Genomic DNA, 23522 nt, shown 5'->3' on the forward strand with positions numbered 1-23522 from the left:
CGCACTAGGGGTTTATTCACCGCTCTTGGGGAACAAATTCAGTCAGGATCTCCTGCTTAATTTTTATTCTGCAGTATGGCGGCTTTCTTGGCCTGCCAGTTCTCCCTGCTTTCTTTGCCCAGGAGCCCGTTCTTTTCCAGCACCTTTCGCAGACCGGGTTCCACACCGGCAACAATGGCCTTTTCCTTGATGTTGGACGTCAGTGTATCGTACGCCTGCTGGTCGGGGAGGGCATGAATTTGCGACGCAAGAACTGACGTCATTTTCGCATACTTTTCTTTCAGCCGCCAGATCACGACAATGATCACGACCGCGATCACGCCCAGCACAATTAAAAGCGTCGTGGCGTTTCGTTGAATGAAGGAAAGGTTGTCCTGCAGTGAAGGATTGATGTCGTGCTTCATGCGGTAGGCAATGGCCACCATCGCGGTATCGACAATGCTTTTGATCGCGGCGTTGGTCTTATCGTTCAGCAGGCTGTCACGTAAGGCACTGACGTTGTTTCGCAAAGGCAATCCGGTCATTTCGTCGCGCAAGCGGGCAACGGCCAGTTGCAATTTCTCACCTGTGACCTCGTTCAGCGCCGTGGCAACGAGCAGGCGTACACGTTCCCGGTTTCCCGGGCCCAGAATGCCGGCGACCGATTCCTGCAGGTCGGTCGTAATCGAGTCCACATTACTACGTAATTTTTTGCCGGTAGCTTCTTCCACCATCCTTGCCGTATAGGCAATCAGCTTTTCTGATAACAGCGAATCGACCAGCATCCGGGCCGACCTGTTGGCGCTGAAGCCGGCTGTACTTACCAGGGAATCCACCAGGTGATAGAGGTTCTGTTTGAAAGCGGGATCACTCAACCCTTTGTTAACGCCGGCCATCAGGTTACTGGCAATCGACTGCGTGTTTTCGTTAAAGCCCTTCCCGGTGTCTCTACCGATTTTTTGAAAATTGCACTGGGTAAACAGAACAAGAAGGAGCGTGGCGGCGGGTAAAATTGTGTTTTTCATTTTTTCTTCTTTTTGTCGTTTAACAGCATGGGATCAACGCGGCCAGCATCATCGTTCCACCGTTGCAGCCGTTCCTTGCACGGGTCTTTTTCGGTCAGATCGATGGTAATGAACGTGTAGGTTTTGTCGAAACGCACGTCGGCCGAAGACGTTTCAAAAACCGGTATCCACGTGCCGGTATTGAAATAGCGTTGTTTTTTTGTGCCGGCATTTTCGCCGTCAGCGAAAGGGGTCGTTTGTTCGGGATCGTGGGTGTGTCCAAACAGTACGGCATCGAGTGTGGGGTTGTCTTTTAAAATCCGTTTGGCTTCTTCGGAAAAAGGAGGCTCCCGTTTCAGCAACAGCGATAAAAAAAACCGACCCAGTAAATGCGTGAGGAAATACACCAACGCACAAAGGAGGAGGTGCTCGATGGTCAAACCCTCGACAAAGGGGAGCGTTTGGCCCTTGCTTCTGTTTAGGCGGAAATACGTCGTGATTGCTGCCGCAACCGGGAGCAACACCAACAGCAATAAGGGAACAAGATACTGCAGCGAATACTTGATATACTGGCCCGGAATGCGTCGCAATGCCGCCGGCAACTCCCAGGTAATTACCCGCAGGGCCTTGCCAAAATTTTCTTTCAGCAGTACATTCAGGATGTTGGGCGTCGGTCTTACATTATCGAGGAAAGGATATGAAAGTTCAAATTGGTTGATCAGGTAGCGGTTGATGAAAGAGCCAAAAGGAAGATTCAGTTCTGTGCCGTTGTTGAGCACCGGGCCGCCGACGGGAAAGGTGATTTTTTCGTAACGATGCCCATGTTCGATGTACACTCTTCCGTCGAGCACAAGGCTATCGTCGAAAAAACGAATGCGGGCTTTCATTGAACGGCAGACGGTTTCACCGGCTCCGCCTTCAACGCAATACCTTTCCAGTGCCACACGCAGGTAGGCCTGTACAGCGGGCCAGTGCCATTCCAGGTCATGATTGCCCTGTACGACGAGCAATTCATTCCCGTCTGCTACCCAACGGGCCAGCCGGCGAAAAAAAGCCTTGTGTCCGCGGATGCAGCAATAGAGTTTCCACACCGACTTGTAATCGTGGGTCTTCAGCCCAAATTCTTTTTCCTTTGGTAGAATGGAGCTTTCCAGCTCCGCTAGCTCTTTTTGTATCCCCACCTGTTCCAGGACTTCTTTCCAGCAACGGAAATCATCAGGTGTTTCAGGAATTGTGCAGATGCGCAAAAAGTCGATGAAGTCGCCGTTGATGACCAGCAGTGCACCTTTACCGTCTGCCTGCTGTTGCAAATGGTCGAGGAAGCGAACAAAGGACTGATCGGCATAAAAATTCTCGGTGCCTTCGTAATTGCCGTCAGTATTGAGGCCGGCTGCCATGTGGAGGTCCGAAAGCACATAGACTTTTCGTCCTTTGGTATCGACCATTACCGGTTGGGTGCTTTCTCCTGTCGTTTTGGATGGGTTCATGGAGTTGCTTTTGTTTCGGCGCCAATGGTTGCGCCGGGCTGTTTTTCTTCAAAGGGAGGAAGCCGAATTCCAAGGGTCTGGGGAGAGTTGGTTGCGGGTAGGCCTGGTTAAATTTACCGCCATTTACCAGCAACTGCAACAACGCTTTGGAGGTTGTTGATAATTTATCTTCTTCGGCCTGCAAAACAAATGGCTAAGAGGTTACAACGAACAGCGCTACAGAGCAATTCAATTTGCGATGGAATTGCTCGCATGCAATGTGGACAACGATGCGAATCGGCTTGGATCGGAAATCCACAAACGTTCGGTCAGAGTTCTTATCTTCCGCTCCGTGTGGTTCCCCCTTTTAAAGGCGTATGCAAAGCTGGCCCTTCGGATTTACTGCCGGAAGGTCGTTGTGAACAAGCCCGGATGGCTGAAGGCGAAAGGGCCCTTGCTGCTGGCCTGCAATCATCCCAATTCTTTTCTTGATGGCATGATCCTGACATCGCTTTTTCACGAAGATGTGTACTCACTTGCACGGGGCGATGCCTTTCGGAAGACGTGGCATGGAAACGTTCTGCGCTGGATGAATCTTCTGCCGGTCTACCGGACCAGTGAGGGCGTTGAAAACCTGGAACACAACTACACCACGTTCGAAGCCTGCCGCGACGTGTTCCGGCGCAATGGGATCGTTGTTATTTTTAGCGAAGGACGCTGCATCAACGAATGGCATTTGCGACCGCTGCGGAAAGGCACGGCACGGCTGGCAACAAAAAGCTGGGAGGATGGCCTTCCGCTGACCGTGCTGCCGGTTGGACTCAACTACAATCCCTTTCGCAATTTTGGCAAGAATGTTTTTGTCAATTTTGGCCAGCCGCTCAACAGCGAAGACGTCATGCTGCACCAAACAGACGGACGGATGTTTCTCACCTTCAACGATCAACTCCGCACCGAATTGCAAAAGCAGGTGTATGAAATTGCGCTTTGCGATAACAAAACGCAGGCGCAGAAACTGGCCATTCCCGTGCCTGCCTGGAAAAAAACCGTGTTGGCCCTCCCGGCGGCTGCAGGCTTTTTATTTCATGCGCCGCTTTACTTTGCCGGCAAGCATCTGACAAAAATTTATTTCAACAACGATCATTTCGATAGTGCGCTGGTGGGCATCCTGTGCCTGGCCTATCCCTTTTATTTGCTTTTGTGGTCTATAATTTCCGGTATGCTTCTCGGCTGGTTGGCCGCGCTGTTGGTTTTCTTCGCATTGCCGTTTTGCGCCTGGAGTTGTGTGCAGTTGAAACCGCAGGTCTGATGGCAAATTCGTTTTAATTCCGTTCATACTTATTCAACTGCTGCAAAGCCGGCGCAATAAAAAAACCCACTGTGGAAACAGCGGGTTGATCTAACGATTGCTTGCTATATGAACTTTCTTAAAATTTCAATCAAATGCGGCAGCACGTATATGCTTTCCCGCTTTTCTTAAAGATAGCATACAACTGTTTGCAGGCGATTGCTGAATTTCACGGCAGAATACAATGCAAAATCCAGGACGGGTTCGGTAAAACCCTTTCCTGTGGCTGTTTTCAGGCTATTTTTACTACGATGTCCAACCGGTTTGTTGGTTGCTTTGTTTCTACTGATCGCTTCGCTTGAGGAGGTGTAAAAACGAAGCTTTATCCCTTTACACCAAGGAGATTTTTCTAAACGAAGTCCGGCAGGGAAGTCGCCTTCCCCGCCTATCGAACATTGCCGGTCTGCAAGAAGGCTGTGTCGGGGCAAAAAAAGAAAGGCAAAAATGCAATTTTTTTTTGATGGGCGGAAAGGCTTGGAGATCGTTTTCCGGAATGGTTGAAACGCAGTCCTGGCAAGGCTTTTAACGGGTTTATAAGAGTTTTCTCGTAGGATAAATTGGTGGAAATTATGCATATGTTGGCGTAAAACCGGCGTAGGTTTGTGTTGTCGAAATCAGTTCTTCAACCTTCAAATTTTCTTGCAATGACCACTAAAAACGCCAATCAAACCACTGTCAGTACCGCCTACGTTGTCAATCCTGCAAAGGGTGAAATCAAATTGGTAATGACAACCAGTAAAGAAAAAGAAGTAAAAACTCCGGTGGACGCACAGCCGAAGTATGTGAAGACGTATTATTCCATTGATACAAATGGTGGCGGTTACGCCGGTCTGTAGATCTATTTTTTGCCAAAGGCCGGCTGGTTTTTGCCTGCCTCCTTATCATAGACGAAGCGCAGTTTTGCGCTTTTTTCTTTTGTTGAACTCATGTAAAGCCGGTGATAAAGATTGGGCGCCGTCACGATCAGCAAGGCTGTATTTGGGGGAATCGTGCCTTCATTATCGGCCACCATTTCCACCACCACCACCGGTGTTTCCAGGGTAATCCGGACAGTGGTCGTTACCGGCTTGCCGCCCAGTTTCTCGTGAGAAAGAACCACCTGCTTGTTCACTTTTACCGTAATGGAGTCGCCGTCGATGGTGCCGTTGTCATAAAAGGAAAGCTTTACTTCACCGGTATCGACCCGGATGACGGGGACGGTTTCATCTTTAAATGTTGGGGTTACAATCCGGGAAAGGGTAATGGTGCCACCGGTGCCGCAATCGATGTTGGTGCCTTGGAGTTTACCGGTCCAATAGCCTTCCAGGTACTCGGTTGTTCCATCCTTATGGTAAGTAAGATTAAACCGCTTGACGCAAATGCTGCAGCGGTCTACCAGTGCCTGTTCGGTGACAGCGCCTTCCTGCACGAGTAATTTTTTTGTTTCGGGATCATAGGACCCGCTAATCTCTTTGCGGATGAAATTTTTGGTGTCCATGTAATGATAGGAATCGCCGTAGAGTCCGTCGCCCACCATCTTAATCTGTAACTCGATATTGTTTTGTGCAAAACAGCCGCCGGCAAATGTGAGGGTGCCTTTCCAAAAACCGCCAACTTCCTGCGCAGACACAAGTAGACATTGACACACGAAAAGGGTGAGGAGGAGGCGTAATTTCACTAAAGGAAATTAGGAACAAATTCGCAACTTCCGATCAAGAGGTTGTTAAAGCAAGCCCGGGAATTATTGAAAAGCGCTCCAGTCTCCATGAGCGGCAAAAAAAATGGCGAACCCGAAGCGGTCCGCCATCTCAACAGCTTTCCTGCTTATTATGATAGGGTGGCTTCTGAAGAAATTTCTGCTTTCAAAAGTTTGGAAATTGGGCAGTTTTGTTCGGCATTTTTTACGGCTTCCTGCCATTTCTCCTGGCTGATGCCGGGTACGCGACCGTTGACTTTCAAATGCGATTTGGTAACAGTGCCATTTTCAAAGGTGATCTGGCATTCGGTTTCCAGGCTGTCGGGTGTAAATCCTGCTTCACCAAGGACAAACGTCAGCTTCATGGTAAAACAGCCGGCGTGTGCGGCAGCTACCAGTTCTTCAGGATTGGTGCCGACGCCTTCCGCAAAACGGGAGTTGTACGAATACTGGGTGTCCTTCAAAACGGTGCTTTGGGTCGATAACTTTCCGTTGCCTTCTTTTCCGGAGCCGTTCCATACGGCTGTTGCATGTCTGATCATATTTCCGATTTTTTTAGGATAACAAAGATAGGAGAGAGTTTGGGGTTTGAAGTTTTGCGTACCTGTTTACCTGCTCTCTTTTTTCCTTTTACGGGTGGTTTTAGCAGTGGGTCTTACAGGATCAAGCGCACCGATGCCCGGACGTTTTTAAGCAGTAAAAACAAACGTGCAGGCTGCCCGGGGAAACTTTCTCCGGCCTCAGCAGCCTCAAACGCCAAGCTCATTTCATCCACTTTGCCCACCAGGGCAGGCGGTTCAGGCGAACCGCCGCATATTTTTCTTCGCGGGCACCAAACGAGCTGTAAAAGAAAGCAAGGTTGCGGATATCGCTTCCTTCAAAATCGAGCAGCAATTCCCGGTTTGCATGGTCCTGAATAAACGCGTCGATGAGTGCATGTGAAGCTCCAAGGGTGCGGCCGTTCGGATGATTGCCCACCAGGATATAGTAGGCGCGCCGGTGTGAAAACAAAAACGCCGCAGAGGCCAGCAGGTTTCCGTCCTTTCCCCTGATGCCATACGTCTCACCTTTTCCCTGTTGATGCAAATGCGCAAACAGGTTTTTGAACGACTGCGCTTCCCGGTCGCTGATCGTTGCCGGCTGGAAACGGGTGAGTTCGAAAATCGAATCAAGCGAAACGTTCCGGGCAACTGTACAGCCGTAGTCGCGGCTTTTTTTTATGTTGCGACGGATGTTTTCCCGGTAGCCGTTTTCAATGACTTCATACGGCCGGTTGAGGGAAAGTACATAATTCATCCGTTCGTACAATGGGTACCCGGTACCGGCAAACAGGTTCTGGTGGTTGAGCGAAAAATCCCAGTATCGAAAGCTCCTTGGAATCGCTGCCATGAATGAGGTAATTATGTCTGCTGAAAGGCGGTTGCCAAAAACGCCCAGTTGTGCCGTAAGGAAGGGCTGGTAGAGATAGGCAATGCCCCATTTTTTTCGCCAGGGCAGGGGCATTACGGTTTCGTAATCGTTCCGGACCAGTGCGTCCCAATTGCCGGCCATCGCATCGAGGTAAAAACTGTATGCGTAGACCAGCCCATTACCCGACCGGCTGATGCAATTGTCCCATTTCGAAAGGTCAATCTCCCGCTGTTTGATATACCGTATCTGTCCTGCTCCTGTCATCAGAAATCACCTTCCTGTTTTAGCTTCTTCAGTGTTTTGTTGTTGATGTCGATGCTGAATGAAATGGTTTTTAAAAAACGATTGTGGGTAATGGTCGATTTGAAATAGGTGCTGTACACACGGCTGTATAAAAGCGGAACATAGAGGTTGACTGTTTCGTGCAGCAGGGATACCTGCAGGCCTGCGTCGAAAAGAAAACGGTCAGCATCATTGGCCCTGTCCCAGGCTTCGGCATAGGTGCCAACATCCGCAAAAATGCGTAGTGGAATTTGAACAGGCAATACGGAAAGGGGATTGAGCTTCGCCGGCACCGTGGTAACAAAGTTGACCGCTGCCAGCCAGTTATCGGTTTTTCCAACCTTGTTGGCCAGTAAATCGGTCCGGACTTTAAAAGCCCCGTCCCGGATCATGAGCTGCTGACTTGGCAAGCCATCGAAGCGATTGCGGCCCAAAAAATAATCACTGTAGGTGTAGTCCTCGTACCCGTTTGGACCCGTAAGGTTAAGTGCATACCGGTCGTTGTTAAACTGCTTTTGGATGGTCTTGCCATGGAGGTAGCTGAACTTGCCTGCAAACAGCCGCACCGACAAGCCCCCACCTTTTGCGTAGTTGAAAAAATAATTGCCTGTAAATGTTGTGCGGACAAAATCCTGCGCCTGCTCTGCCTGCAAGGTCAGGTCAAACGGGTAGAGGACACGGGTATTTTGATAGCCCAATTGCAGTTGGTTGAGATACCGGCTGCTTCGCGGTGTGCTGTACCGGTAGACAACCGTCGTGTCGGCCGGCCGAAAAATACTATCGACACCAACTTTTAGTGATTGTTCACCGATCAAAAAGGTTTTCCATTGAAGAAACCGGCTGGCGGTACTGCGGGGATTTTTTTCCCGGAGTGTGAGTCGGAACCCCGGTACCAGCCTGGTAAAACGCATCCGGAGATCCGTTTCGTTTGTCTGATCCCTAAAGTCGTCCATGTGAAAGCTCGACGCGTTGAAGAAAAAATCGGTCTTGCGAATAGCGCCTTCCGAATAGCGTGCATAATTGATTTTTGCCAGGCCGGTTAGGCTTTTGCTGCCGGTGGCATAAAGCGGTATTGCCAGGAAGGTCAGCCGAGCGGTCGGCGAGGCGTAATTGGTAAAAATGGCACCAGGCATTAACCGGTCGTATACATTGTACCCCGCAACAGGCGAAAGAAACAAAAGCGTCCTGGTTGGCGATTGCATGTAATTCCTGATCGCATTTTTTTGAAACGGCGTAAGAAGCGTCTTCCCTTTCCACTGATTGGTTGGAAGAATTCCTTTGGCGGAAAGTTGTGCAAATAGCTGCGGCGTTTTGCTGCCCAAGTAGCCACGTGCAACTTCCGCAAAATCTTCCGGCTGCGGGTGTTTCATTTTCCATGTTTCGAAATATCGGCGCATCATTTGGCGAAACGCTTCCGACCCCAGTTCCTTTTCCAGTTCCCTCATCCATTCGGCTGTTTTGTGGTAGGCCGACAACCCATAATTCGTTGCGCTGAAGTCTTCCGAAGACGTGGCAATGGGCTGGTCAGTTTTTCTTGTGGCTTTGTACTGGAAGTACCATTCTTCCCATTGTTCCTGCCTGCCATATTTCCGTTCGATGTACTTGTTTTCGTAAAACGAATTCATGCCTTCGTCCATCCAGGGGTGTTTGCGTTCGTTGCTGGCGAGCATGCCGTAGAACCAGTTGTGGCCCAATTCGTGGGCAATGGTGGCGTCCAGTTCCTGGGTGTCCTGTAGGGGAGAAATAAGCGTGATAGTAGGATACTCCATCCCGCCGCCAAAACTGGCCGGTCCCTGCACAACCGTTGCTACATTGTACGGATAGTCGCCTACTTCGGCGGAATAAAAACGGAGAGCCTCTTTGGCCGACGCAATGCTTTGCTGCCAGAGGGCTTTTTCTTTCCGGGTGTAAAAAGACGAGACATTGACCACGTGGCCCGAAGGCAATAAAAGCGTATCACTGTTAACGAGAAAATTTTTATCGGCAAACCAGGCAAAGTCGTGAACATTGTCTTGCATGTACCGGAGAGTCTTTGTGCTCTGTGTAAGCTCCGGTGCCGGAGATGATTTGCGTGGGCTGCTATTCTTTGTGCGGGTGTTTTTTCGGTTGATCGGTTGCTTTAGAGGCTTTGGCACTTCAGGCACCAATTCGTCGGTGCGGCTTTTCAGCCATTCTTTTTCAGCGGCATTTTGCAACTCTCCCGTGGCGGCAACGACGTAGTTCTTTGGAACAGTGATGCGAACATCGTACGAGCCAAATTCACTGTAAAATTCTCCCTGGTCCAGGTAGGGCATTTCGTGCCAGCCATTTTTATCATACACGGCCGGCTTGGGGTACCATTGCGTTGCCTGGATGCTTTGGCCGTCGTATCCGCCACGGGAAACGTCAAACGGCAGCTTGACATGAAACGGCGTTGTGATGGCGATGCTTCCATTTGGCGGCAGGGGCCTGGGAAGAATCAGTTTGATGATATCGATGTGTTGCGGGTGGTCTTCGGTTTTTGCCGTGGCGCCGTCGACTTTAAAGGTCAGCCGGTTGATGTAGCCCCGCTCGTCTTTGTTTTCAAAATAAAACCGGGTATTACCGTTTTCCAGCAATTGATCGCTAAACGCGGTACGGTCGTTTTTATAGGCATTCGGCCACAGGTGAAACCAGATGAAATGCAGGGTGTCCGGTGAATTGTTTGTATAGACCAGTTTTTCAAATGCATCCAGCGATTTTTCTTTTTCGTTCAGCGAAACATCAATGGTGTAAGCGATTTGCTGCTGCCAGGATGTTTGCGCATAGGAGAGGGAGGACAGGCAGGCGGCCAGGAAAACAAAAGACAGTTTTTTCACGGCTACAAAATAGGAAATAATCGGTAGGTCGTCTTCCGCAAAGGATCAGGCAAAAAGCTTAGCTTCTTGCAAAACCTCCTTGCACAATAGCGAAACGGGCAATCTTTTACCGGGAAAAGAAATTCAACTTACCGTTGACGGCCATCCAATCTTTTCTTTTCACTACATGGGTGCCTACACCTGGAAGACGCCGGTTTTGAATTCTGCCATCACCGGCTGGTGATTGGCGGCATGGATGGCTTCCGAAATCACTTTCCGTGTGTCCACTGGATCGATGATCTCGTCAACCCACAACCGGGCCGCGGCATAATAGGGTGTTGTTTGTTTTTCGTACCGGTCTTTGATCTTGTTGAGCAGTGCAGCTTCATCTTCCGGCGTAATCGTCTGGCCTTTTGCTTTCAGTGCTGCAACCTGGATTTGCAGCAACGTTTTGGCCGCCTGCTCGCCACCCATCACCGCGATCTTGGCCGTTGGCCAGGCATAAATAAACCGGGGATCATAAGCCTTTCCGCACATGGCATAATTGCCGGCGCCGTAGCTGTTGCCAACAACGATGGTGATCTTCGGCACGACCGAATTGGCAACGGCATTCACCATTTTTGCGCCGTCTTTGATGATGCCCGCATGCTCGCTGCGGCTGCCCACCATAAAGCCCGTCACGTCCTGCAAAAAAACCAGCGGAATTTTCTTTTGGTTGCAATTGAGAATGAAGCGTGCGGCCTTGTCGGCGCTGTCGTTGTAAATGACCCCTCCCATCTGCATCTCGCCTTTTTTTGTTTTGACGATCTTGCGCTGGTTGGCCACAATGCCCACGGCCCAACCGTCGATGCGTGCATAGCCGCAAAGAATGGTTTTGCCATACTCTTCTTTGTATTGATCAAAAGAGGACTGGTCCACGATGCGTTCGATGACCTCCAGCATATCGTAAGGCCTGGCACCTTCCATTGGAAAAATCGTCAGCAGTTCAGCAGCATTTTTTGCAGGCGCCTGCGGTTCGATTCGGTCGAAACCGGCCTTTTCTTTTTCCCCCATTTTATCAACGATGCGTTTGATCTGGTCGAGGCATTCCTGCTCGGTTTTGCATTTGTAATCGGCAATGCCGGAGATCTCGGTATGCGTTTCTGCGCCACCTAGTGTTTCCATGTCGATGTCTTCGCCGATGGCTGCTTTCACCAGGTAAGGGCCTGCCAGGAAAATGGAACCCTGGCCTTCCACGATCAGGGTTTCATCGCTCATGATGGGGAGGTAGGCACCACCAGCCACACAGGCCCCCATTACCGCCGCAATCTGCACGATGCCTTTGGCGCTCATCTGTGCATTGTTGTAAAAAATGCGGCCGAAATGTTCTTTATCGGGAAAGATTTCGTCCTGCATGGGCAGAAATACACCGGCACTGTCCACCAGGTAAATAATCGGAAGGTTGTTTTGCAAGGCAATTTCCTGCATGCGGAGATTTTTCTTGCCTGTAATCGGAAACCAGGCACCGGCCTTTACCGTTTGATCATTGGCGACAATGACACATTGCCGGCCGCTGACATAACCAAGGCCGGCAACCGTACCGCCGGCAGGGCATCCGCCTTGCTCCTCGTACATTTCCCAACCGGCAAATGCGCCGATCTCCATAAAGGTTGAAGCGGGATCGATCAGGTACTGGATTCGTTCACGGGCGGTGAGTTTGCCTTTTTCCTTTTGTTTGGCATTTGCCTTGGGTCCGCCGCCTTCATGCACTTTTTGCAATCGCTGGTTTAGCTCTTCGAGGATGGGTAGCATAGCATTCGTTGATTAAACTCACTTTCGATGCGGCCAAAGATAACAGAAGGGATCGTTAAGCGGAGAAACTTTACGCTAATTAGCCGCCGGCCCTTAATTTTACCCAATGTCCCTAACCATGAGTTTGCCGCAGATAGCTGCGGTGATAAAAGAAACCACCCGGACGTTGCACGAAGAGGTTGAGCAACTGCTCCTACCGCAACTGACAACCATCAAAAATCCCGGCGATTACGGCAGCATCCTGAAAATGTTTTATGGCTACTTCCAGCCACTGGAAAACCTCATTCACCAGTATATTACGAAGGAGGAACTCCCCGACATTGCAGACCGGAGAAAAGCGGCCGCGATCCGCAACGATCTGAACGCAATTGGCGACAGCGAAATAGCATGGCAGTCTTGCACGCATCTTCCCCGTCTTCAGAATACAGCCCAGGCTTTTGGTGCATTGTATGTGCTGGAAGGTTCAACGCTTGGCGGGAAAATGATCGCCAAAATGTTGCTGAAAAATGCTGCGTTTTCCACATGTGAAAATGCCCTGACGTTTTTCTCCGGTTATGGTGAAGACACGGGGAATAAATGGAAAACATTCCTGGACGTTCTCAACCGGCAGGAAAACGCGGGTGACGTCGTGCATGGCGCCAATGAAACATTTCTTTATCTCAAACGCTGGATGCAGCACTGTTTTTCGCATGAGTAAGATCCGGAATTTCGACGCGGAGTTCTGCGGCAAGGTGCCGTTGAACCAAACAAACCTAATACAGCCGCACGGCGTTTTGCTGGTGATCAAAAAGGACGACCTCTCCATTTTGCAGGCAAGTGAAAATGCCGACTCTGTCTTTGGACAACCGGCCGACGAAATCGTGAAAAGGAAATGGAATGATTTCCTTTCCGATGCCGAATCAACGCAGTTCGCCCATCTTTTCCAGGGAACCGTCTCTGGTAAGCTGCCCTTTCTTTTCCGGGTCAACAACCAGTTATTCCTTTCGTTGGTAGAACAGCAGGAATTGTTTTATCTCCTTGAGATCGAAAAAACACCCCACGAAGAAGGCGCCAATACATCGTTTGTCACCATTTACCAGGATGTCAAAAAAGTGATGGCGTCGATCGACTCAACGACGACCACCGAAGAAACCTGCAAGGTGGTGGCAAAAGAACTGAAAGCAGTATCCGGATTCGACAAGGTGATGGTCTACTGTTTCGACAAAGGCTGGAACGGTGATGTAGTTGCCGAGGAAAGGGAACCCGAAATGGAAAGCTATCTAGGGCTCAAGTTTCCTGCGTCGGACATTCCAAAGCAGGCCCGTGACATGTACAAGCGGTCGCCTTACCGACTGATCCCTACCACGGAGTACGAAGGCGTACGCCTGTACCCGATTCTCAACCCGCTGACCAATGGCTTCACTGACCTGACCTTTTGCAACCTTCGCAGCGTGGCACAGGTGCACCTGGAATATTTGCGGAACATGAAGGTGTGTGCGTCGATGTCGACCCGCATTTTAAAGGATGGTGAATTGTGGGGACTCATTTCCTGTCACCACCGCGAGCCAAAATATTTGTCGTACGAAATGTGTTCAGTATTTGAATTGCTTTCCGATGTCATTACGACCAAGATCTCGGCTGTGCAAAACCGTGACAGCTTTCAATATAAATCGCACAAGCAGGACTTGCAAACAAAAGTGATCGGTGCGGTTTTGACGGAAGGTGTTCTCGGAAAAGAAAAGGAAACCGTCCGTCAGTTACTCGACGCCGATGGCGTAGCTATTGTGAGCAACCAGTCGGTGGAAACCGCCGGCGCCACACCCGGTTTGCAGGAACTGGAAGACCTGGTCTTTTGGCTGCAGGCCAATAACATCACCGGCCTGTATCACCAGACCTCACTACCCGCCGTATACGAAGCGGCGGAAACCTATGCGGGCAGCGGCAGCGGGTTGCTGGCTTTGCCTATCGAGCCGGAAAAAGGTGACTTTTTACTGGCCTTCCGTGGCGAAGCCGTACAGAAGATTGACTGGGGCGGCAATCCAAACGAAGTGCTCCAGTTTGAAAGCGATGGCAAAAAGTACCATCCCCGGGCTTCTTTCGGGATTTGGAAACAAACCGTGAAAGCAACTGCGCAACCGTGGAAAAAGGAAACACTTGAAATCGCCGAAGGACTGCGAAATTTTCTTGTGGAGAGCAGGCTTAACAAAAAATATTTTGGATAGTTTTATAATTTACTGATTTAATTCTTTCCCGTGGTATCATCACCCGAAGCGAAATCCAGGAATACATCTCTTTCTGCCAATGACCATTTCGTAGTGGCCATTGGCGCATCGGCTGGTGGCCTCGAAGCGATCCAGGAATTTTTCGACAACATGCCGTCGAACGGCAACCTCTCTTTCATCATCATTCAGCACCTGTCGCCGGACTACAAAAGCCTGTTGGTAGAGCTGATTTCGAAGCATACATTCATGAAAGTGCGGGAGGCCGCACACAACATGCCGGTCGAAAAAAATTGCGTCTACGTCATTCCAAACGACAAGCTGCTCACCATCCGTAATGGCGATTTACAATTGACGGAAAAGAAAATTGAAAAGGCACCCAATACGGCCATCGATACGTTTTTAAAATCCCTGGCGGAAGACCAGGGTAACAAAGCCATCGCCGTCATCCTTTCGGGCACGGGCACGGATGGATCCAAAGGCATTCAAACGATCCAGCATGCCGGGGGTATGGTGTTGGTGCAGGACCCGATCTCCGCAAAATTCGACGGAATGCCCAACAGCGCCATCGCATCGGGATTTGCCGATTACATTCTTTCGCCGGAGTTGATGCCGGAGGAAATATTCAACTATATCAAGGAACGGCCGGTGCGCCTGACAACGGATGGGCGACCCGACGAATCTTACCTCCCGGAGGTGCTGAAGCTGATTGAAAAAAGTTGCACCTACGATTTTACCAATTACAAAACACCAACGATCCTCCGCCGTATCGGCCGGCGCATGACCCAGTTGGGATACCGCAAGTTCACCGACTATCTGGAATTTCTACGCACCTCTTCGGAAGAGTGCAAGCTGCTGGGAAAGGAATTTTTGATCGGCGTAACCAAATTTTTTCGCGACAAAGCTGCCTTCGACAGCCTGCGCAACGACGTGTTGAATGAAATCGTACAGTCGAAAAAGGACGGAGATATCATCAAAGTGTGGGGCACAGCCTGCAGCACCGGTGAAGAAGCGTACTCGATTGCCATTCTGCTCAACGAGATCGTGCAAAGCAGTGAAAAGGATATCGAGATAAAAGTCTTTGCTACCGATATCGACATCGATGCCATAGAATTTGCTTCTAAAGGCACCTACCCGGCGCAAAGCGTGGCCGAACTGGATGAGCACCTGGTGCGCCGGTATTTCACGCAGCAGGACGGTACGGTTACCGTCATTCCAGCCCTACGCAAACAAATCGTCTTTGCCCGCCACAACATCCTCAAGGACCCGCCCTTTATCAAAAACGACCTCATTACCTGCCGGAACATGCTGATCTACATGAACAATATTTTGCAGCGCAAAGTTTGTTCAACCCTGCAGTTCTCGCTCAATACCGGCGGTTATCTTTTCCTCGGACCCAGCGAAATCCCTGCCTCCGCGAGGGATAGTTTCCAGGAGATTAACAGCAAGTGGAAGATCTACCGCAAAACAGGGAACGATCTGGCGTATAACCCGGAGCGGTTCCCGTCCACGCAGGCCTACAAAAGCCAGCGGGAGCTGCGGTTTGTCGGAGGAAAGGAAAATACGCTGGCGAAAGAACTGGCCGAAGATTTTAAATCGCTGCTGACCGAGGAGTATGGTTTTGCTGCCGTTTATATCGACAGGAATTTTGATGTGCGGGAAGCCGTTGGCGACTACAAAAAATATTTATCGCTGCCGTCGAAATCCATCAACCTCCAGTTGCTGAAGATGGTGCGCCCCGAAGTGTCGGCGGCCTTGAATACGGCACTTCGTCGTGTGACAAAAGATGGAGAAAAAATAAGCTTGCACAATGTGCGGATTCGTGGCGACGAAGGCGACCGCGGAGTCAATATTTTTATTAAAGCCGCTGGCCGCGACGGCTACATCATGGTGAGCTTCTCGGACAATCAAGAGACGCTGACCAAAACGGTGCACGAATACCCGCAGCATCCCACCTCCGAAACGGCCGCCTACATTTCCGAGCTGGAAGATGAGCTGAAGGAGACGCGGAACAACCTGCAGATGGCCATCGAAAGCCTGGAGACGGCCAACGAAGAATTGCAGTCGAGCAATGAGGAATTGCTTTCCGCCAATGAAGAACTGCAGTCGAGCAACGAAGAGCTGCAATCCCTGAACGAGGAGCTTCATACCCTCAATACGGAGCACCAGTTGCGCATCAAAGAGTTGGTGGAGCTGAATGATGACCTGAACAACTATTTCCGGAGCACCGAAATTGCACAGGTCTTTGTCGACCGAAACCTGCGGATCCGCAAGTTCAACCCGTCGGCGGTGCAGATGATCAACCTGATTGAAACGGACATCGGCCGTCCCATCGAACACATCTCCACCAATATTCGCGATTACAATTTGTACAGCGATATCCTGGAGGTGATGAAGAAAAGCTCTGTGCTGGAAAAAGAAGTGCAACTGGGGAATGGACGTACATCGCTCATGCGCATTTTGCCTTACCTGCGCCAGGACAGAACCACTGATGGCGTCGTGATTTCGTTCATCGATATTTCGAACCTAAAGCAACGCGACAACATCCTAAAGGGCGTTTTCAATGCATCGCCCAATGCCATCCTTGCCTTCGATGCATCGCGGAAAGAAGAGCAGATAAATGGCTTTACAATTCTCCGGGCCAATTATGCCGCCGAAGCCTTGTTGGGAAAGGAAGAAAAAGGCTACAAAGGAAAAAACATCAGGGAAATTTATCCAGACCTGCTGAAACGCATTTCGTTTGAGCAAATGGTGTCCATCGTGGAAACGGAGCGGCCCTTGCAGGCGGAGATCTTGCTGCCGACAAAGAATGGCCAGGAAGAATGGTTTTTTACGATTGCCACCAAAATGGGCGACGGCATTGCGATGAGCCTTACCAACATCAATGAAAAGAAACTTGCCGAAGAAAAGTTCCGCCGCAACTACCACGAGTTGCTGAAAGCAAAAGAAAACTACCGCAGGCTGAATGTGGAACTTGAAGAAAAAGTGCGGGAGCGGACATTCGAATTATCGGAAAGCGAGGAACGTTTCCGCCTGATTGCCAATGCTACCTCGGATGCAATCTGGGACTGGGACCTGGTGCAAAATAAAGTGTGGTGGAGCGACAGCTTCTACAGCCGATTTGGTTTCGAGGATGCCGAAGCGGTCAACAACAGTTCTTTCTGGCTCACCCGCATTCATCCCGATGACCGGGAAGCGGTGAACCAGTCCTTGCAAAACGCAATCAATAACGGCGTAAAGGATTGGATGGCCCGTTTTCGTTTGCAAAAAGCCGACGGTTCCTATGCTGTGATCATGGATAAGGGAACCGTCCTTGTCGACAGCAATGGCACGCCTTACCGCATGGTTGGTGCCATGATGGATATTACAGAAACGGAAAGGGCATCGCAACTGCTGCAGGGCAAAAATGACGAACTGGAGGCGCTGATCCAGGAGTTCGAATTCGTGACGGATTTTATGCCGCAGATGGTGTGGGCCACTCGTCCCGACGGCTACCACGATTTTTACAACAAGCAGTGGTACGATTACACGGGGCTGAATTTCGAACAGACAAAAAACAAAGGCTGGTCGCTGGTACTGCACCCCGACGACTACGAACGCACCTGGAAAGTATGGCAGCATTCGCTGCAGACCGGTGAAGTGTATGAAACCGAGTACCGCATGCGCCGCCACGACGGGCAGTTCCGCTGGTTCCTGGCAAGAGCACTGCCCATGCGTGACGAAAATGGAAAAATCCTGAAATGGTTCGGCACCTGCACCGATATCCACGACCAGAAAATGGCGGCCGACATTTTGGAGCAAAAGGTCCGCGAACGCACCGGTGAACTGCAGAAAGCCAATGCAGAACTGGAAGCCAGCAATACGGAATTGCTGCAGTTTGCCTCCGTAGCCAGCCATGACCTGAAAGAGCCGCTGCGCAAGATTCATATGTTTGGCAACCTGCTGAAAGACCGTTTCCTCACGGGGAACGACGCGGCCGCCGAGTATATGCAACGCATCATTACGTCTTCGGCACGGATGACAAGGCTGATCAACGACCTGCTCGACTTTACCCGCCTTTCTGTCAATGCGGAATTCGAACTCACCGATTTGAATCTGGTGGCGGAAGAAGTGCTGAGCGATCTTGAAATTGCCATCCGTGAAAAGCAGGCCATTATCGAAGTGGATACGTTGCCGCAGGCAGAAGTGATCCCGGGTCAAATCCGGCAGGTATTGCAAAACCTGGTGAGCAATGCGCTGAAATTTTCAAAGCAGGATTGCCAGCCACAGATCCGCATTTTCGCCGAAAGTGTGGATACACTGGATATCGATGCGCCGCCTTCGGAAAACGGGCCTTATGTGCGCCTCTGGATCACCGATAACGGCATTGGCTTCGACAACCAGTATGCCGAGAAAATTTTTACCATTTTCCAGCGCCTGCACTCACGGGAGAAATACGAGGGAACGGGCATCGGTTTATCCATTACAAAGAAAATTGTCGAACGGCACAATGGCCTGATCGCCGCCAACAGCGTAGAAGGAGAGGGCACCCGGTTTGTGCTGGTCCTGCCCAAAAAACAAACCGGGCAAACATCATCTGCCGACTAGCAATTTCATCGGCCACAACCGGCAGATTTCATGGCTAATATTTTTTTGGGACCGTGTTTAGGCCGCCGGCAGCCAGATGTGCTGCAGGCGTAAGGCCGTGTTTTTGACATTCGGAACAGCGTACTGGTTTATTATTTGCATTTATAGCGACGAAGTGAAACCCGCTAACCAGAATTCGCATGACAACGCACCTGAAAATTGGTCTCTTTTTTCTGTTGATCCTTCTCTTTTTTCAACACCAATCCTCTTTTGCACAATACTTCGGACGAAACAAAGTCCTCTACCAGAATTTTGATTTCCGTGTGTTGCAAACACCGCATTTTGAAATCTACACCTACCTGCAGGATAGGGAAAAGCGGAACCGCTTCACCGAACGTACAGAGCAGTGGTACAGTATGCATCGACGCCTTTTACAGGATACGTTTAAAGAACGTAACCCCCTGATCGTTTACAACAGCCATGCGCATTTTCAGCAAACACGTGCCATTGAAGGACAGATCGACGTGGGCACAGGCGGTGTGACCGAAGGGTTAAAGAACCGTGTAGTGATGCCGTTTATGGAAACCAACGCACAAACCGATCATGTGCTGGGGCACGAGCTGGTGCATGCGTTTCAATACCATCTCGTAAAAGATTCACTCACACTGAATGCACTGAACAACCTGCCGCTCTGGATGGTGGAAGGCATGGCCGAATATGTTTCTACAGGCTATCGCGATGCCAACACGGCGATGTGGTTGCGAAGCGGTGTGGCGGCCGATAAGCTGCCCACATTGAAAGACCTGACCAACCGCCCCGACCTTTATTTTCCTTATCGCTGGGGCGAAGCGTTTTGGGCTTATGTAACCGGCCGTTTTGGTGATGAAGTTGTCAAACGCGTGTTTATGGAAACGGCACGAAGGGGCTACAACGAAGCCCTGAAACGGGTATTGAAAATGGACGAAAAAGAATTCAGCCGGCATTGGCAGGAGGCCATTCGTGCAGCGTATGAACCTTACCGGGCAAAAACGTCCGCTACGCCCCCGGGCCAGCGCCTGGTGAGTAAGAGCGAGGGTGGGCGGCTCAATCTTGTTCCTTCTATCAGTCCCGATGGAAAGCACATGGCCTTTTGGTCGGAGAAGAATTTGTTTTCCATGGACCTCTTCCTTGCCGACGCACAAACAGGTAAAATTCTGAAACGAATCACACGCAATTCGTTCAACTCGCATGTGGACCAATACAGCTCCTTCGAGTCATCGATCACCTGGTCGCCGGACAGCCATCAACTGGCATTTGTTGCATTTGCCGAAGGGCGCAATCGCCTGCTGATTGCAACCGTGGAAGGCAGGATCGAACAGCAGCTGGATATTCCCGGGGTAAACAGTTTTTCCAACCCCGCCTGGTCGCCGGATGGAAGCACGATCGTCGTTAACGGCCTGGTAGAAGGCCAGAGCGACCTGTATGCGTTTATACTGCAAAACAAAATCGTCAGGCAACTCACCAATGATGCCTATTCGGATTTTCAGCCGCAGTATTCTCCCGATGGAAAATGGATTGTGTTTGCAACGGACCGGCTGTCACTTGGCAACAACCTGTTGCAGCACGACTATTGGCACAACCTGGCGCTTTACAACCTGGCCACCGGTACTCTTACCAACCTTGATCTTTTCCCGGGTGCAAACAACCTCAACCCGGTTTTTGGCGTAGACAATGAGACCCTCTTTTTTTTATCGGACAGGGACGGTCTGCGCAATTTGTACAGCTATAACATAGCCTCCCGCCAGTTGAACCAACTGACGAATTTGTTTACCGGCATCGCCGGTATTACGATCTTTTCACCTGCACTGAGCCTGGCCCGTAAAACGGGAGAGGTGGTTTACAGCTATTATGCTAACAATGAATACTCCATCAACAAAGCAAGAGACAAGGACTTCCAGCACCACAATGTTTCTCCGGCCGATGTGGCCATGCAGGCGGCCGTTATGCCGCCTTTTACCCGGAATGGAGTAGACATTGTGCAAGCGAATATTTCCCGGCCTCCTGCAGTAACATCGGCGCAGGCAACTTCGGCAGAAGTGCCCTACCGTCCGAAATTCCAGCTCGACTACATTGGCAGCACCGGCGTGGGTGTGCAAACGGGCGGACCTTTTGGGACCGGCCTGGCCGGCGGGGTAAATGCAATTTTTAGCGACATGCTTGGCAACAACCAGCTTTTTGGTGCGGTGTCGCTCAATGGCGAGATCTATGACCTTGCCGGTCAGTTCGGCTATTTGAATCAAAAGAACCGGCTGAACTGGGGTGCCGGTATTTCCCATATTCCCTACCTCTCGGGTGCGCAGTACCAATACCTTGACTCAATGCAAACGAAGAACGGCGATAAGGTGCAAGTCGTTAACAATTCACTCGACCTGCTGCGCACCTTCCAGGACCAGGTTTCCTTGTATGCTTCCTACCCGTTTTCAACCATTCGGCGCGTTGAAGCCGGTGGCTCTTTTGCCCGGTATTATTACCGGCTCGACCGCTACACCGAATACTACGACCCTGCCAACTATACCTACCTCGGAGGGAAAAAAGAAAAGCAACCTACGCCGTCGGGTTTCAATTTCGGCCAGGTATACACGGCACTGATTGGCGACAATTCATCGTTTGGCGTTGCATCGCCGTTGGTCGGCAGTCGCTACCGGCTGGAGGGAGCGCAGTATTTCGGAGTGGTAAATCTGACCAACGTGACGGCCGATTACCGGAAGTATTTCCGGTTTCAGCCGTTTACGTTTGCTACCCGCAACATGTATATCGGCCGCTTCGGGAGAGATGCGGAAAGCGGTGTGCTGCCACCGCTTTATCTTGGTTATCCTTTCCTGGTGCGGGGCTATGAAGCGTTGGCTTATGCCAACAACACCAGCCAGACCGCTGTTTCCATCAACGACCTGGTTGGAAGCCGCATCTATGTGACCAATGCCGAGTTGCGCCTGCCCTTTACCGGGCCAGAGCGCCTGTCGGCGATCAAATCGGGTTTTTTGTTGACGGAGCTAAACCTGTTTACCGACGGCGGTATTGCCTGGGGCAATCGCAACCTGTTGTCGGAACAGGATAAAACAGGAGAGGTGCAACGGGCCTCCCGGTTTATTGTAAGCAGCGGCGTTTCGATACGGGTAAACCTGTTTGGGGCGCTGGTTGTCGAGCCGTATTATGCAATCCCGTGGCAGAACGGCGGCTTTGCGAATGCGTCGTTTGGATTGAACTTTACACCGGGATTTTAGCGTGTTGCCGGGCCCGGGGAAACAATGAATTAATATTAGGTTCAGATTACGAGCAGGATGTTTGGACCAGGCAGGCGGAGGTGAAACGGCTAATCGCTACCCGTTTGCTTCGCATCGTTTTTTGAAAAATTTTGATTGAATAGAATCACCGGACGTGCCTGTATGCGATGCTACCATTGCTGATCGGTGCACGGCCGGCGGTAAAAAAAATAAACCATGACAAAGAAAGATTTCGAAACCAGCGAGAACATCGATCACGAAAAAAAAGAACACGATGTTCAAAAGCAAGAATCAGCCGGTGATCAAAAGGAGCAGGACGCAATTCGCACGACCAAAACCGAGGTGAAAAACGCCCATGCTTCCGGCGACGGCAGCTTTGGCAGCAACGAGGGAAGATTACCCGATGAGGAAGAGCCGGAACAGTCTGTTGGCAACAACGTGTATTGATTTCAGGCCGCGAATTTTGCGAGCGGCGGGTCGCCGGCCTCCGGTTTGCCAAGCAGGCCTGCACGGTAGCGCAGCAGCGACAGGTCCTTCATTTTTGTTTCCAGCATGATGTCGACATCTTTTCCGTAGGTAGCGATCTTTTCGTGCACCCAGTCGGAGTGTGCTTCTTTTTTGGCCTCCGGGTTTTCGTTTTCCCTTCGCGAACTGGAGTAATGAAAGGTCGGCTTCACCATCCAGGTTTTATACGCAGTGTGAAAGGCTTCTTCTTCGGTCTGGCTGCCGGGGTGCAGCTTGTGATGGAAATAGTCGAACACGATGGGGATGCCGCTTGCCTCGTGAACCTGTTCGAGATCTTTCACGGTGTACAGGCCAGGCTTGTCGTCGTTTTCCACGGTAAGCCTAGCCTGCAGGTTGGGGGAAAGCAACCGGATATTTTTAGCAAAGCGCTTCAGTGTTTCGGCTTTGTTGCCATAGGCGCCGCCCACGTGAATATTGATCTTGTTCCAGGCCGAAGCCTGCAATCCCATCAGGTCGAAAATTTCGGAATGCAATTCGAGGTCTTTGATGGTGTTTTGCAACGTAGCGCCTTCGCCGGCCAGTTTGTTGAACGGCCCGGGATGGCTGCTGACCCGGACCGGCAGTTTGCCAATGGCTTCGAGGATTTCTTTGATCCCGCTGAAATGCGGCAGGTCTTGCAGGCGGTATTCCGAAGCCCACGGAAACAGCTCCGACGTTACCCGGAAAACGGAAATGCCATTGGCGACATTCCATTGCATGATTTTATGAAAGGCCTGCACATTTTGAAAAGCAAGTTCCGACGCATAGGCCATCCCTTTTTCCAGGAATGTTTTCCGGATCATGCTCCGGTTGGTGGTGATGCCTTCATCGGCCAGAGTCAGATTGATGCATGCGTAGCCCAGGTTCATACGTTAGAAACTTTTTCCAGCCAAGTTGGTTCAATTTTGACGCCAGAAGTTTTTGACAGAATTTTTGCCAAGACGCGGGAAAGCCAGGCAGGCCGCGTCTTTTGGCAGTTTCGGCCCCGGCCGGTTTCCTAACATTTTTTTCTGAAAAAGTACAGCCCGGCAAGTGCCACGGTAACCGGTTCTGTCCTATCTTTAGGCCTCACCAAAAAAAAGGAGGTATTCATGAGTCTACAGAATATTCATGGGAAACCTTCGGTTGGTATCGCCTAACCGGGTTGCTCCCATTCAAATATCTGATGCGCTAAAGGCGCAGGAAAATCCCGCTCTGGCGGGATTTCTTTTTCATCTAACTTT

At 50.6% G+C, this 23522-nt stretch carries 15 protein-coding genes; 7 read left to right on the forward strand and 8 right to left on the reverse strand.

Annotation, left to right across the window (positions count from 1 at the left end; all coding sequences use genetic code 11):
- Positions 1-56 precede the first annotated feature (56 nt).
- Together D6024_RS11205 and D6024_RS11210 are read right to left on the reverse strand one after the other, a co-directional pair.
- Positions 57-1004 carry a hypothetical protein gene (locus D6024_RS11205; RefSeq protein WP_121354675.1) on the reverse strand — a complete coding sequence of 316 codons (948 nt, stop codon included), beginning with the start codon at positions 1002-1004 and terminating at the stop codon, positions 57-59.
- Positions 1001-2470, reverse strand: coding sequence for a metallophosphoesterase (locus D6024_RS11210; RefSeq protein WP_121354676.1), 1470 nt, complete (start codon positions 2468-2470; stop codon positions 1001-1003). Before D6024_RS11210 ends, D6024_RS11205 begins: the two co-directional genes overlap by 4 nt.
- A gap of 238 nt (positions 2471-2708) precedes the next feature.
- Here D6024_RS11210 and D6024_RS11215 point away from each other — a divergent pair, with 238 nt between their 5' ends.
- A complete protein-coding gene (locus D6024_RS11215; protein WP_121354677.1) occupies positions 2709-3758 on the forward strand; it encodes a 1-acyl-sn-glycerol-3-phosphate acyltransferase in 1050 nt (349 codons plus the stop codon).
- Positions 3759-4441: 683 nt separating this feature from the next.
- On the forward strand, positions 4442-4633 hold the full coding sequence (locus D6024_RS11225) for a hypothetical protein (RefSeq protein WP_121354679.1): 192 nt from the start codon (positions 4442-4444) through the stop codon (positions 4631-4633).
- A gap of 2 nt (positions 4634-4635) precedes the next feature.
- Here the strand turns inward: D6024_RS11225 and D6024_RS11230 are convergent, their stop codons facing one another.
- From D6024_RS11230 to D6024_RS11250, 5 genes are all read right to left on the reverse strand, one after another.
- Entirely contained in the window at positions 4636-5406 is a 771-nt protein-coding gene (locus tag D6024_RS11230; RefSeq protein ID WP_121354680.1) for a hypothetical protein, read from the reverse strand.
- A gap of 197 nt (positions 5407-5603) precedes the next feature.
- Entirely contained in the window at positions 5604-6014 is a 411-nt protein-coding gene (locus D6024_RS11235; protein ID WP_121354681.1) for an OsmC family protein, read from the reverse strand.
- A gap of 220 nt (positions 6015-6234) precedes the next feature.
- Positions 6235-7146 (reverse strand): GNAT family N-acetyltransferase, encoded by a 912-nt coding sequence (locus tag D6024_RS11240; protein WP_121354682.1) that lies wholly within the window; start codon positions 7144-7146, stop codon positions 6235-6237.
- Positions 7146-10001, reverse strand: coding sequence for a M1 family metallopeptidase (locus D6024_RS11245; protein ID WP_121354683.1), 2856 nt, complete (start codon positions 9999-10001; stop codon positions 7146-7148). The genes D6024_RS11240 and D6024_RS11245 overlap by 1 nt, the downstream gene beginning before the upstream one ends.
- 174 nt (positions 10002-10175) lie before the next feature.
- Positions 10176-11771 (reverse strand): acyl-CoA carboxylase subunit beta, encoded by a 1596-nt coding sequence (locus D6024_RS11250; protein ID WP_121354684.1) that lies wholly within the window; start codon positions 11769-11771, stop codon positions 10176-10178.
- A gap of 106 nt (positions 11772-11877) precedes the next feature.
- Here D6024_RS11250 and D6024_RS11255 point away from each other — a divergent pair, with 106 nt between their 5' ends.
- The 5 genes from D6024_RS11255 (at position 11878) to D6024_RS11275 (ending at position 22242) form a co-directional block, all read left to right on the forward strand.
- Positions 11878-12468 (forward strand): biliverdin-producing heme oxygenase, encoded by a 591-nt coding sequence (locus D6024_RS11255; RefSeq protein ID WP_121354685.1) that lies wholly within the window; start codon positions 11878-11880, stop codon positions 12466-12468.
- The gene (locus D6024_RS11260; protein WP_162944708.1) at positions 12461-13972 is read left to right on the forward strand and encodes a GAF domain-containing protein; all 1512 of its coding nucleotides are present in this window, start codon (positions 12461-12463) and stop codon (positions 13970-13972) included. Before D6024_RS11255 ends, D6024_RS11260 begins: the two co-directional genes overlap by 8 nt.
- A gap of 30 nt (positions 13973-14002) precedes the next feature.
- Complete coding sequence (locus D6024_RS11265; RefSeq protein WP_121354687.1) at positions 14003-18556, forward strand: chemotaxis protein CheB; 4554 nt, start codon at positions 14003-14005, stop codon at positions 18554-18556.
- 179 nt (positions 18557-18735) lie between these two features.
- Complete coding sequence (locus tag D6024_RS11270) at positions 18736-21795, forward strand: basic secretory protein-like protein (protein WP_121354688.1); 3060 nt, start codon at positions 18736-18738, stop codon at positions 21793-21795.
- A 216-nt stretch (positions 21796-22011) separates the two neighbouring features.
- Positions 22012-22242: a hypothetical protein gene (locus tag D6024_RS11275; RefSeq protein WP_121354689.1), complete on the forward strand. Its 231-nt coding sequence runs from the start codon at positions 22012-22014 to the stop codon at positions 22240-22242.
- Between the two features lie 2 nt (positions 22243-22244).
- Here the strand turns inward: D6024_RS11275 and uvsE are convergent, their stop codons facing one another.
- The gene (gene uvsE / locus D6024_RS11280) at positions 22245-23168 is read right to left on the reverse strand and encodes a UV DNA damage repair endonuclease UvsE (protein WP_121354690.1); all 924 of its coding nucleotides are present in this window, start codon (positions 23166-23168) and stop codon (positions 22245-22247) included.
- Positions 23169-23522: the final 354 nt, after the last annotated feature.

The sequence above is a fragment of the Flavisolibacter nicotianae genome (assembly GCF_003628535.1).
Classification (GTDB): Bacteria; Bacteroidota; Bacteroidia; order Chitinophagales; family Chitinophagaceae; genus Flavisolibacter; species Flavisolibacter nicotianae.